This is a genomic window from Methylocystis sp. S23 (assembly GCF_054106005.1).
On the sequence record NZ_CM134185.1, the window covers coordinates 174,753 to 187,364 of the forward strand.

The window sequence follows — 12,612 nt, forward strand, 5'->3', positions numbered from 1 at the left end:
GCGTGAACGCCGGAATCGGCCGAGCTGTTCCGCTTCCTGGATCGCGCTGAAATCGGCCGGAACCCGCCCGTCGCGGGAAAAGCGTCGATTCCATTTTTCCCGGCGCGACGGCGCGGCGGCGCGGCGGAGCCCGCTTGCGCGATCTTCGGCGCGGCGCCTCATTTAGCCGCAAACGCATGGGGCGAGCGCCCGAAACCGCGCCATCCGGCATTGCTTTCGTAAGTCGAGCGGCTATAGTCCGCGCCCATTCCGACGCCCGCCCGACGCTCTCAAGACGCGCGTCGCGCCGCTACCTTAGAGACGCTGCGATGAAACTGATCACGGACGCCATGGCGCAAACCGAACAGCCGGCGGCAGCCCCCGCCGAGACCGCTCCCGCGCCCGCCGCCCCGACGCCGCCGCCTCCCCCCGCGCCCGCCGCCCCGCATCCGCAGCCGGCCCAGGAGACGCAGACGAGCGTCGGCGCCAGCGATCAGAACCAGCAGCCGCCGTCGCTGCCCGACCTGATGGCGCAGCTCGTCCCGATCTTCGTCGTGATGGGCATTGTCTATATCCTCGTCATCCGCCCCCGCGCCCGCAAGGAAAAGGCGGCGCTGGAGGCGCTGCGCAATGTTCGGCGCGGCGACACGATCGTCACCACGGGCGGCCTCGTCGGCAAGGTCGCGCGAGCGATCGACGACAGCGAGATCGAGCTCGAGATCGCGCAGAACGTTCGCATCCGCCTCTTGCGCTCCGCGATCGCCGAAGTGCGCGCCAAGGGGGAGCCGGTGAAGGATGCGCCGGCGCCGGCGCCGGCCCCCGACAAGGCCCCGGCCAAACCCGCCGCCAAGCCCGCCGCCAAGCCGACCCAGACGAAGGCCAAATCCTGACGGACCGCCTCCGAGCGCTTCGACCTCTCTGACGAAATAGCGACACGATGCTGCGATTCTCGACCTGGAAATTCCTTGCAATCGTGGCGATGACGCTCGCCGCCGTCCTCGTGGTGGTTCCGAGCGCATTGTCGCCGTCGAATTATCAGGCGCTCGCCTCGCGGCTGCCGTCCTGGCTCATGCCGCCGACCATCGTGCTCGGCCTCGATCTGCAGGGCGGCTCACATGTCATGCTGGAGGTCGATCAGGCGGACCTCGTCACCACCCAGGTGAAGAATCTGCGCGACGACGCCCGCCGCATTCTCCGCGAGGAGAAGGTCGCGATCACGGGCGGCATCGGCGCGACGGCGCGGGGCGTGCAGCTTCGCGTCGCCGACGCGGCGGATCGCGAGAAGGTTCTTCCGAAGTTCCGGCTGCTGCGCAACAGCTACAGCTCGAACATTGGCGGCCAGTCGCCGCTCGACGTCGATTCCACGCCCGAAGGGCTGATCCGCATCACCGTCACCGACACGGGCCTGCGCGACAAGTCGCGCAAGGCCGTCGAGCAGTCGATCGAAGTCATCCGCCGCCGCGTCGACGCGCTCGGCACGCGCGAGCCGTCGATCCAGCGCCAGGGCGACGACCGCGTCCTCGTGCAGGTGCCGGGCCTTCAGGACCCGCAGACGCTCAAGGAGATTCTTGGTCAGACCGCGAAGCTCGAATTCCGCCTCGTCGCGGAGCCGGGCCAGAACCCGTCGGAGGTCGAGGAGCTGGATCAGGTCGACGATCCGGGCAAGCTGCCGATCGAGAAGCAGGTCATGGTGCAGGGCGAGGATTTGACCGACGCCCAGCCCGGCTTCGACCAGCAGCGCAGCGGCGAGCCCGTCGTCAATTTCCGCTTCAACATTCGCGGCGCGCAGAAATTCGGCGACGTCACCTCGAAGAATGTCGGCCGCCTCTTCGCCATCGTGCTCGACAACAAGGTGATCTCGGCGCCGCGTATCCTCACGCCGATCACCGGCGGCTCGGGCCAGATTTCCGGCCATTTCACGGTCGAGCAGGCGAACAACCTCGCGATCCTGCTCCGCGCCGGCGCCCTGCCCGCCAAGCTCAACATCATCGAGGAGCGCACGGTCGGCCCCGGCCTCGGCCAGGACGCGATCGACGCCGGCAAGCGCGCGGCCTATGTCGGCGCGGGCCTCGTCGTCGCCTATATGCTGATCACCTACGGCGTCTTCGGCGTCTTCGCGAATCTCGCGCTCTTCGTCCACATCGCCTTCATCTTCGCCGGCCTCGTGCTGCTCGGCTCGACGCTGACGCTGCCCGGCATCGCGGGGATCGTGCTGACGATCGGCATGGCGGTGGACTCGAACGTGCTGATCTATGAGCGCATCCGCGAGGAGAACCATGCGGGCCGCTCGATCCTCGCCTCGCTCGACGCGGGCTTCAACCGCGCCTTCGCGACCATCGTCGACTCGAACGTCACCATGTTCGTCGCCGCGGCGATCCTCTATTTCCTGGGCTCCGGCCCGGTGCGCGGCTTCGCCGTGTCGCTGGCGCTCGGCATTCTCACGACCATCGTCACCGCCGTGACCATGACCCGCATGATGATCGCGGTCTGGTATCACTATGCGCGTCCGACGAAGCTGCCGATCTAAGAGGCGAAACGACCGATGAAACTCCTGCGCCTCGCTCCGGAGAACACGAAATTCCCCTTCATGCGCTTCCGGCGCGTGAGCTATCCCTTCTCGGCCCTGCTGTCGCTCGTCGCCGTCGCGCTCTTCATCTTCAAGGGCATGAATTTCGGCATCGATTTCGCGGGCGGCACGGTCATCGAGCTGCGCGCCAAATCGGGCGCGGCCGAGGTCGGGACGCTGCGCACGATCAGCGAAGGTCTGAAGCTTGGCGACATCGAGGTGCAGGCTTTCGGCAACCCCGCCGACGCGACGCTGCGCTTCGGGCTGCAATCGGGCGGCGACGTCGCGCAGCAGGCGGCGGTGGAAAAGGTCCGCGGCGCCGTCGGCGGCCAATATGAGCTGCGCCGCGTCGAAGTCGTCGGCCCGCGCGTCTCGAACGAGCTGGTCCAGTCCGGCACGCTCGGCGTTGTCCTCTCGATCGTCGCGGTGCTGACCTATCTTTGGTTTCGCTTCGAATGGCAGTTCGCCATAGGCGCGGTCATCGCGACGATGCACGATCTTCTGCTCACGGTCGGCTTCTTCTCGATCACGCAGCTCGAATTCAACACGACCTCGATCGCGGCGATTCTGACCATCGTCGGCTACTCGCTCAACGAAACCGTCGTGGTGCTCGACCGTATCCGCGAGAACATGCGCAAATACAAAAAGATGGCGACGGCGCAGATGATCGATATGTCGATCAACGCGGTGCTGCCGCGCACCATCATGACGGCGACCACCGTCATGCTCGCCCTCATCGCGCTCGTCGCTTTCGGCGGCCAGGTCATCCGCTCCTTCTCGCTGGCGATGATCTGGGGCATTTTCGTCGCGACCTATTCGTCGATCTTCATCTGCTCGCCCATGCTGATCTATCTGGGCCTGCGCAACGAGGACGTGGACCGCAAGGTCGAGCAGAAGGAGGAGGCCGAGGAGGCGGGGGTCGAGGCCGAATATGACGGCTCGGCGGCGCTCTACGCCGCCTCCATGTCCGACGAGATCGGCGACGCGCCGGTCCCCGTCGCGCCGAAGCGCCCCGCGACGAAGCAGCCCGGCAAGCCGAAATCGACGACGCGCCGCAATCGCCCGAGATAAGCGCTCAGCAAGGAAGGCGCGCTGCATGACCGCCCCGCAGGGCTATGTCCCGGGCCGCTACAAGATCGACGATTATGGCAATGGCGGCTTCCGCTTCGCCGACATGTCGCATCGCGGCTCGATCCTGGCCCTGCCGACCGGGATCCGCGCTGTGGCGTCCACGAGCTGGAAGGAGATCGACGCGGCGACGATCGATCTCGCGCTCGCCGAGAGCGGCGGGCTCGATCTCTTCATCGTCGGCATGGGCAAGGATCTCATGCCCCTCGCCGCTCCCCTGCGCGCGAAGCTGCGCGACGCCGACGTCGGCTGCGAGACGATGGCGACGGGCGCCGCCGTCCGCACCTACAATATGCTTCTCGACGAAGGCCGCCGCGTTGGCGCGCTGTTGATCGCCGTGTGATGGCTGATATTCCCGGACCGCGCGACCGTCATTCCCCGCGGGCCAAAGGCCCGAGCGGAAATCCGGAGCCGTGGCCGGCGCCCATGGAATCCGCCTCCGGACCGCCGAACGCGCGTCGCGCGCCAGGAACGACGAAAGGCGGGCGCGCATGACCGCCGCGCCCGAGCATTACGCCCATTGCGAGGCGCTGCTGCGCGCGGGCGACCGCGACCTTTGGCTGGCGAGCCTCTTCGCGCCCGCGCCGGCGCGCCGGCATATCCACGCGATTTACGCCTATGCGCTCGAATGCGCCGAGGCGCCCGCCAAGGTCTCGCAGCCGCTCCTCGGCGAGATGCGCCTGCGCTGGTGGGCCGACGCGCTGTCCGACCCCGCGTCGGACGGAGCCCGCGCCCATCCGGTCGCCGACGCGCTCATCGACACGATCCGGCGCTTCGAGCTTCCCCTCGACGAAGTGGCCGCGCTGGCCGAGGCCCATGTCGCCGATCTCTATGACGACCAGACGCCGGACGTCGCGACGCTCGAGGACTATTGCCGCATGACGAGCGGCGGGCCGATGCGTTGGGCGGCGCGCATTCTCGGCGCGCCCAGCTCGCCGGCCTTCGACGAAGCCGGGATCTCCCTCGGCGTCGCGCGCGTGCTGAGGCGGCCGTCGGGGCCCTTCATCCCCGCCGATCTTCTCGCCAGGCACGGCGCCGACATCCATTCGAACGCGGCGCCCTTGCGCGCGGCGCTCGCCGAGCTGCGCGACATGGCGCAGGCGCGATACGATTCCGCCCGCCGAGCCGCGCGCGGCCTCGCAAAGGGCCGCGAGGCCTTGTTGCCCGCCGCGACGGTTCCCGTTTATCTGGAGCGCATGGCGCGGAAGGATTACGATCCTTTGCGCGGCCTGACGGAGCCTTCGCCCTTGCGGCGGCAATGGCGGCTATGGCGCGCCGCCCGGGGCGTCGGTCTGTGACGCGCGCCGATCGGAGGGTCCGTTGCGAGGGGAGAGCCCATGAGACCCGACGTCTATGACGAAGACAGCCGCCGCCTGCGCGTCGGCACGCTGATCTTCCTGCGCTGGATCGCGATCATCGGTCAGGCCATCGCCTGTCTCGTCGTCTATTTCATCCTCGACTTCGATTTCCCCGTCGGTCTCTGCTTCGTCTTCATCGTGGCCTCGGGCACGCTGAATTTCGGCCTGCGCTTCGGCACGTCGGGCACCTTCCGCCTCAGCGACCTCGAGGCGGTGGTGCTGCTCTGCTACGATCTCGTGCAACTGAGCTTCCTGCTCTATCTCACCGGCGGCGTCACGAACCCCTTCGTCATGCTGCTGCTCGCGCCGGTGACGATCTCCGCCGTCTCGCTGCCGCGCAATCTGACGCTGTTCCTGGGCATCACCATGCTGGCGGCCGCGACCTTCCTCTGCGTCGAATTCGAGCCGCTCCCCTGGCACGAGAACGAGCAATTGAGATTCCCGCTGCTCTATCGCGCCAGCATCTGGGCGTCGCTCGCGCTCTCCGCCGCCTTCATCGCGCTTTACGCCGCGCGCGTTTCGGACGAAGGGCGCCTGCTCGCCACCGCGCTCGCCGCGACCGAGCTGGTGCTGGAGCGCGAACAGCATCTCTCGCAGCTCGACGGACTCGCCGCGGCCACGGCGCATGAGCTCGGCACTCCGCTGGCCACGATCACGCTCATCATTCGCGAATTGCAGAAGAGCTCATCCAACAGCGCGGCGGAAGGCTTGAAGGACGATCTCGACCTGCTCGCGCAAGAGGCCGGCCGCTGCCGCGAAATTCTCGGCAAGCTCGCCTCGCTCGGCGCGGACCAGGGGACGATGATGAACGTCCTCTCGATCGATACGCTGATCGAGGAAGTGGTCGAGCCGCAGCGCGAATTCGGCGTCAGGCTCGAGATCGCCAAGCGCGGCGCGGGCTCCGCCCCGCCGCCGGCGCTGGCGCGCAACCCCGGCATTCTCTATGGCCTCGGCAATCTGGTCGAAAACGCCATCGACTTCGCCGAGACTCGCGTGCGCATCGACGCCTGGTGGACTCGCGATCTCGTCACGATCTCGATCGAGGATGACGGACCGGGCTTTTCCCCGGCCATTCTCGACAAGCTCGGCGATCCCTATCTGCGCGGCCGCCCGACCGGGCGCCGCACGAAGAACGACGGCCAGTCGGGCCTCGGCCTCGGCCTCTTCATCGCCAAGACTCTGCTGGAGCGCTCCGGCGCGACGGTCGAGACCTATAACGTCTCGCCGCCGCGCACCGGGGCCGTGGTGAAGGTGACCTGGCCGCGCGCGGCGCTCGAGATTCCGGCGGCGAAGCTCGCCGCGTCGGAAGCTTAACCGGCGGGGCCGCGGAGTCGACGGCGAAGTATCCTTGGAGTAACCTTTGATAAAAATCACGCTGGGAGACGTCGGGGCATGAACCGCGAAGACATCGGAGATACGGAACAGGACGACGCCGAAGCGCTCGCCGCGCCGGCTCCGCCCGAGGACCGCTCCCTTCTCATCCTCGACGACGACAAGCCCTTCCTGCATCGCCTCGCGCGCGCCATGGAGCAGCGCGGATTCCTGGTCACGCAATGCGAAACCGTCGCGGAAGGCCTCGCGGCGCTGGAGGATGCGCCGCCCGCCTTCGCGATCGTCGACATGCGCCTCAATGACGGCAACGGCCTGGACGTCATCCAGAAGCTGAAGGAGGCGCGTCCCGACGCGCGCGGCATCATCCTGACGGGCTACGGCAATATCGCGACCGCCGTCACCGCGGTGAAGCTCGGAGCCTTCGACTATCTGGCCAAGCCCGCCGATGCGGACGAAATCTACCACGCGCTGATGGCGACGACGATCGACAAGCCCGACGCGCAGGAAAACCCCATGTCGGCGGACCGCGTCCGCTGGGAGCATATTCAGCGCGTCTTCGAGTCCTGCGACCGCAACGTCTCCGAGACGGCCCGCCGCCTCAACATGCACCGCCGCACGCTCCAGCGCATCCTGGCGAAGCGCGCGCCCCGCTAGCCCGCCCCGCCATCATTGCAAGGGGCGCCGCAGCGCCTCTAGCGGTCGGGACGCTCATCCCCGAAAGCCAGCGCGCAATAGCGCTCCGCGGCCAAGGCGCCGAAACGCACCAGCATGGCTTTCCGGCTCGCGGGGGCCAATCGCAGAATCGGGGCTTCACGCGCGAGGATCGCCCCATGCCCGTCGGCGACGATGAGGCCGGCGTCCTCAGGAAACGGCGCGGCGTCGAGATCGACGGGAACCGCGAAATAGAAGCGGTCGCAATAGTCGCGATAGCCGCCCCATTTCTGATCGGCGCGAAAATCCTCGAGCGAGGATTTCACCTCGACGATCCGCAGGCCGCCATCGGGCGCGAGCGCCACGAGATCGGCGCGGCGGCCGTTGGGCAGCGGCAATTCGCCGATGACGGCGAAGCCGCAGGCCCGCAGATAGCGTCGCGCACCGCGCGTGACATGCCGCGTGGCTTCGGGGCGCCCGCGCGCCTCTCCCTGCTCGACCCAATCGGATCGCATGCGCTTTTCTCCGCGTCGCCAATTCGCCCGCAGGCGTGATAATCTGCCGGCTCACATCCGCCGCGCAAGCGCGCGTCCGCATCCGGCCCGCTCCATGAAGAAACTTTTCGCCGCTTTCGTGATCGCTCTTGCCTGCGCGCCCGCGCTCGCCGCCGAGCGCGTGGTCAACATCTTCAATTGGAGCGACTATATCGACCCCGGCGTGCTCGAGGACTTCACCCGAGAGACGGGCGTCAAGGTCGTCTACGACACCTACGACTCGAACGAGATGCTCGAGTCCCGGCTGCTCGCCGGCGCGACGGGCTATGACATTGTCGTGCCGTCGGCCACCTTCCTTCAGCGCCAGATCAAAGCGGGCGTGTTGCAGCCGATCGACCGCAAGCGGCTGGCGAACGCCGGCAATATCTGGAGCGAGATCGACGGCCGTCTATCCCGCTACGATCCCGGCAGCGCGCACGCCATCAACTATATGTGGTACACGACGGGCGTCGCCTACAATGTCGCGAAGATCAATGAGCGCATCGGCAAGCCGATCACGAGCTGGGATCAGGCGCTCAAACCCGAGAATCTGAAGAAGATCGCGGATTGCGGCGTCTATGTGCTCGATAGTCCCGAAGACATTTTCGCGATCACGCTGAACTATCTCAAGCTCGATCCGAACTCGAAGAGCGAAGCCGACCTGAAGCGCGCCGCCGACCATCTCGCCGGCCTCAGGCGCTACATCAAGAAATTCAATTCGTCCGAATATATCAACGCGCTCGCAAATGGCGACATCTGCCTGGCGATCGGCTGGGCCGGCGACAGCCTGCAGGCGCGCAATCGCGCCCGCGAGGCGGGCTCCGACGTCGAGATCGCCTATGCGATCCCGAGCGAAGGCACGCTGATGTCGATGGACAATCTGGCCATCCCTGTCGACGCGCCGCATGTCGCCGAGGCCTATCTTTTCATCGACTATTTGCTGCGGCCCGACATTGCGGCGCGCAACACCGGGGCGACCAATTTCGCAAATGGCGTCGGCCCCTCGCGCCCGCTTATCGACAAGTCGATCGCCGAGGACCCCTCGGTCTATCCGAGCGAGGCGACCATGCGCCGGCTCTTCACCGTTACCACGCCGAACCAGCCGGAGCAGAAATTCATCACCCGGCTTTGGACGATGGTGAAGACGGGGCGGTAGGCGATCCCAGGCCCCACATCGTCATCTGCGAGCGAGCGATCCAAACGTCTCGACGCCGCCCTGGATTGCTTCGTCGGCTTCGCCTCCTCGCAAAACGGCCGAGGGACAGAGGGCGCCTCACGCGCCGCTTCGTCATTGCGAGCGAAGCGAAGCAATCCAGAAGCGGCCATAGCGGACGCTGGATTGCTTCGTCGGCTTCGCCCTCGCAAATGGAGCGCCTTGTCGGGCGCAACCGGCGGGTCCGTCACTGCTCGCTCAGAATTCTTCTAAGCAGCTCGATGACCTCCGCAAGGCTCTTGTCCTTGGCGACGAGCTCCTCGATCTTACGCACCGCGTGCAGCACGGTCGTGTGATCGCGCCCGCCGAAGCGGCGGCCGATCTCGGGCAGCGAGCGCAGCGTCAGTTGCTTCGATAAATACATGGCGATCTGGCGTGGGCGCACGACATTGGCGGTGCGTCGCGACGACAGGATGTCCGCCCGCGAGATGTTGTAATGCGAAGCGACGAGCTTCTGAATGTCGTCGATCTTGACGCGCTTGGGCTCCTGCGTGCGCACGAGGTCGCGTATCGCGGTCTCGGCGGTCTCGACGGTGAGCGGCGCGCCGTTGAGCGTGACATGCGCGAGAAGACGGTTCACCGCGCCTTCCAGATCGCGCCCATTGGTCACGATGGTGCGCGCGACGTAATTGACGACATCCGGCGGCGCATGGAAGCCGGGCTGCGTCTCCTGCGCGGCCGCGATGCGGGCCTGGAGTATCTTGACGCGCAGCAATTCGTCGAGCGGGCCGATATCGACGCAAAGGCCGCCCTTGAAGCGCGACAGCACGCGCTCGTCGAGCGTCTCGAGATCCGACGGCGGACGGTCGGCGGCGACGACGACCTGACGCCCGGCGTCGATCAGCGCGTTGAGCGTATGGCAGAATTCCTGCTGGATCGACTTTCCCTGCAGGAACTGCACGTCGTCGATGATCAGCATGTCGATGGCGCGCAGGCGCTCCTTGAAGGCGATGGCGGTCTGATTGTTGAGCGACGACACGAAGCCGCTCATGAAGCGCTCCGCCGTGAGATAGACGGCGCGGCGGCGATTGTCGTTCGTCGCATGCGCGAGCGCCTGCAGGAGATGCGTCTTGCCGAGGCCGACCGCGGCATGCGCATAGAGCGGATTGAACATGGGCGTCTCGCCCGGCCGCGCTTCCGCGACGCGACAGGCGGCGGCGTAAGCGAGCTGGTTTGACGGGCCGACGAGGAAGGTCGAGAAGGAAAGACGCCGGTCGAGCGGCGAGCCGACGACGGAATCGTTTTCGCCGCGCGGCGCGGATGCGCGCATGGCGCGGCGCGCCGCCGGAGCGGCGTTGGGCGCCTCTATCCCGGCTTCATACGCCGCCTGCCGCTTCTCGGAAGGACCGATTCCCGCGGGCGCGGGCTCCGTCTCCCGCTCGCCGCCCGCCTCGCGCGCCTTCGTCTTGCGCGCGGAGGAGCGCACGTCGATCGAGACGCGGTCGACGACGTCGAACTCGCTCGCGACGCGCGCCTTGATGCGCGAGGCGTAATGGGACTGCACCCAGCTCTTGAGAAATTTGGTCGGCACGGTGAGAAAGATCGTCTCGCCTTCGAGACGTTCGAGCTCGAGCCTGGTGAACCAGGAATTATAGACCGCGTCCCCGAGTTCCGCGCGCAGACGCTCGCGTACGCGCTCCCAGCGTTTCTGGTCCTCGACGGAAATTCCGTCGTTCATGGATTCACGATCAGTCATTCGCGACCTTTTCGAAGAAATGCGAGCGCCGTTGAGCGCCGGCGAGAAACGCAGGCGGGCGCGCTATCGAGATTAGGCTTGCTGAGATGGGTCGTCGGACGGCGGGAGTCGTCGCCGGCTTAACAAGGCGGGCCGACGGCGAAACTCGCGCCGCCGGTTCGGGAAATCGCGTTATCGAGACTCATGCCGGGAACGGAAACAAAAGAGCGCCGCGCAAAATCCGCGCGCGCGATACGCAGCACTCCAATAACATTGGCTGGCCGCAGTTCCGTCATGACAAAACCCCCGGTTTCCAGGATCGCGCAGATCCCGGATCTTCAACGCCCAGCAGGACGATCGACAATGCGACAGTCCTGCAAACCGATCTTTTGAATTTCACATCGAACGGGAAGGAAAGCGATCACCCGCCAAAAGCCTTGGCTTTTCGAGGCAGGATATCGACATTTCGTCGCTCCTTTCGTCGCGCTTGGCCTGCAGCTGATACTGTGACGTCGACCGCTTTCGTTCGATGCATAGACCCTACACGCGCGCCCCAGTTCGCGCAATGATCCTCATCATCGCGTGGTCTCTGTTTCGCCGCGACTGTGGCGCCGATACAGCGCTAACGCCACGTTTTCAGCTGTAAACTGATGATTCGACGTTCGTACTAATTGGTCCCAGGCTTTTGCCGAAAAAGCCCGCAAGGCGGCGCGAAAAGCGTGTCGCGAAGCTGTCAAGAGGGACGTCGATGTCCTCCAAATGACGGCTTAGTTGCAAAGGATTGAATCGGGAGCATATTGATTGCGCGCAACTTTTAGGCGAGAAATTTTTTAACGACCGTGTCACCCGGAGGTCATGCGACATCCCCGTTCAAGGATGAAATGAAAAAAGCCCGGCTCAGCCGGGCTTTTTTCATTGGCAGGCCCGTCCTAAAAATGGGCGGCCCTGCACGTTAAAGGCGCAAATTGTTTCAGGCGTTGGCGGCCAGCGCCTTCACGCGGGCGCTCAGACGCGACACTTTGCGCGAAGCGGTGTTCTTGTGAATGACGCCCTTCTGCGCCGCGCGCATCATCTCCGGCACGGCGTTCTGCAGGGCGGTCGCCGCGAGGGCAGCATCGCCGGAGGCGATGGCCTCTTCGACCTTGCGCACGAAAGTGCGCACGCGGCTACGACGGGCGCGGTTGACGGCGGTGCGGCGTTCGATCTTGCGAACGGCTTTCTTGGCCGAAGCGGTATTGGCCATGTTCTATCTGTCCTCGAAGCTGTAAGAGCGACTCATGGCCGCCAGAAAACGTTGCGGCCGCGAAATCGCGGCCACGTCGCGCGCCTTATAAGCGCGAGCCCCGATTTCGTCAATGGCGACGGCGGGGGCGACGGGGCTAACGGTTGCGGAAGGCGGGTTTACGTTTTTCCACGAAGGCGGCCATGCCCTCTTTCTGGTCTTCCGTAGCGAACAGGGAATAAAACAGTCGGCGCTCATAGCGGACGCCCTCGGCGAGGGTCGTCTCGAAGGCGGCGTTGACCGCCTCCTTGGCCATCAGCGCCGCCGGGAGCGACATGGCGGCGATCGCCGCGCCGGCCTTCAGCGCCTCGGGCACGAGTTCCGCGGCGGGGACGATGCGCGCCACGAGCCCGGCGCGCTCGGCTTCCTCCGCTCCCATCATCCGTCCCGTGAGGACGAGGTCCATGGCCTTGGCTTTGCCGACGGCCCTTGTGAGGCGCTGGGTGCCGCCGGCGCCCGGAATCACGCCGATCTTGATCTCGGGCTGCCCGAACTGGGCCGTATCGGCGGCGATGATGAAGTCGCACATCATGGCGAGCTCGCAGCCCCCGCCCAGCGCGAAGCCCGCCACGGCGGCGACGATCGGCTTGCGGGCGCGCGCCACCGTATCCCAGCGGCCGATGAAATCGTCGAGAAAGGCGTCGGCGAAGCCCTTGTCCTTCATCTCCTTGATGTCGGCGCCGGCGGCGAAGGCCTTCTCCGAGCCGGTGATCACCACGCAGCCGATCCCGTCATCCTTCTCGAAGCCCGCCAAAGCGCAGTCGATCTCGCTGATGAGGAGCGCATTGAGGGCGTTCAAGGCCTGCGGCCGGTCGAGCCGCACGAGGCCGACGCGGCCATGGGTTTCGACTTGGATCGTCTCATAGCTCATTTTGGCCTCCTTACGCGCCGGTCG

12 protein-coding genes are annotated in these 12,612 nt (G+C 66.1%); 8 read left to right on the top strand and 4 right to left on the bottom strand.

Features of this window, described 5'->3' with window-relative positions; all coding sequences use genetic code 11:
• Positions 1–308: 308 nt before the first annotated feature.
• The 7 genes from yajC to ACV7JP_RS00870 all read left to right on the top strand — a co-directional run bounded on the left by yajC (position 309) and on the right by ACV7JP_RS00870 (position 7,017).
• Positions 309–869, top strand: coding sequence for a preprotein translocase subunit YajC (gene yajC, locus ACV7JP_RS00840; RefSeq protein ID WP_457797396.1), 561 nt, complete (start codon positions 309–311; stop codon positions 867–869).
• 47 nt (positions 870–916) lie between these two features.
• Positions 917–2,506 (top strand): protein translocase subunit SecD, encoded by a 1,590-nt coding sequence (gene secD, locus ACV7JP_RS00845; protein WP_457797397.1) that lies wholly within the window; start codon positions 917–919, stop codon positions 2,504–2,506.
• 15 nt (positions 2,507–2,521) lie between these two features.
• Positions 2,522–3,616: a protein translocase subunit SecF gene (gene secF, locus ACV7JP_RS00850; RefSeq protein ID WP_457797398.1), complete on the top strand. Its 1,095-nt coding sequence runs from the start codon at positions 2,522–2,524 to the stop codon at positions 3,614–3,616.
• Positions 3,617–3,641: 25 nt separating this feature from the next.
• Positions 3,642–4,016 carry an Mth938-like domain-containing protein gene (locus ACV7JP_RS00855; protein WP_457797399.1) on the top strand — a complete coding sequence of 125 codons (375 nt, stop codon included), beginning with the start codon at positions 3,642–3,644 and terminating at the stop codon, positions 4,014–4,016.
• Positions 4,017–4,164: 148 nt separating this feature from the next.
• The gene (locus tag ACV7JP_RS00860) at positions 4,165–4,971 is read left to right on the top strand and encodes a phytoene/squalene synthase family protein (RefSeq protein WP_457797400.1); all 807 of its coding nucleotides are present in this window, start codon (positions 4,165–4,167) and stop codon (positions 4,969–4,971) included.
• 39 nt (positions 4,972–5,010) lie between these two features.
• On the top strand, positions 5,011–6,345 hold the full coding sequence (locus ACV7JP_RS00865; protein WP_457797401.1) for an ActS/PrrB/RegB family redox-sensitive histidine kinase: 1,335 nt from the start codon (positions 5,011–5,013) through the stop codon (positions 6,343–6,345).
• Between the two features lie 78 nt (positions 6,346–6,423).
• A complete protein-coding gene (locus ACV7JP_RS00870; RefSeq protein ID WP_457797402.1) occupies positions 6,424–7,017 on the top strand; it encodes an ActR/PrrA/RegA family redox response regulator transcription factor in 594 nt (197 codons plus the stop codon).
• Positions 7,018–7,055: 38 nt separating this feature from the next.
• On the opposite strand, the gene ACV7JP_RS00875 is transcribed toward ACV7JP_RS00870, so the two are convergent.
• Positions 7,056–7,529, bottom strand: coding sequence for an MmcB family DNA repair protein (locus ACV7JP_RS00875; protein WP_457797403.1), 474 nt, complete (start codon positions 7,527–7,529; stop codon positions 7,056–7,058).
• A 94-nt stretch (positions 7,530–7,623) separates the two neighbouring features.
• On the opposite strand from ACV7JP_RS00875, the gene ACV7JP_RS00880 reads away from it, so the two are divergent.
• Complete coding sequence (locus ACV7JP_RS00880; protein ID WP_457797404.1) at positions 7,624–8,703, top strand: polyamine ABC transporter substrate-binding protein; 1,080 nt, start codon at positions 7,624–7,626, stop codon at positions 8,701–8,703.
• Positions 8,704–8,947: 244 nt separating this feature from the next.
• On the opposite strand, the gene dnaA is transcribed toward ACV7JP_RS00880, so the two are convergent.
• From dnaA to ACV7JP_RS00895, 3 genes are all read right to left on the bottom strand, one after another.
• Positions 8,948–10,456 carry a chromosomal replication initiator protein DnaA gene (gene dnaA / locus ACV7JP_RS00885; RefSeq protein ID WP_457797405.1) on the bottom strand — a complete coding sequence of 503 codons (1,509 nt, stop codon included), beginning with the start codon at positions 10,454–10,456 and terminating at the stop codon, positions 8,948–8,950.
• 949 nt (positions 10,457–11,405) lie between these two features.
• Complete coding sequence (rpsT, locus tag ACV7JP_RS00890; RefSeq protein WP_457797406.1) at positions 11,406–11,678, bottom strand: 30S ribosomal protein S20; 273 nt, start codon at positions 11,676–11,678, stop codon at positions 11,406–11,408.
• Positions 11,679–11,814: 136 nt separating this feature from the next.
• Entirely contained in the window at positions 11,815–12,588 is a 774-nt protein-coding gene (locus ACV7JP_RS00895; RefSeq protein ID WP_457797407.1) for an enoyl-CoA hydratase, read from the bottom strand.
• Positions 12,589–12,612 lie beyond the last annotated feature (24 nt).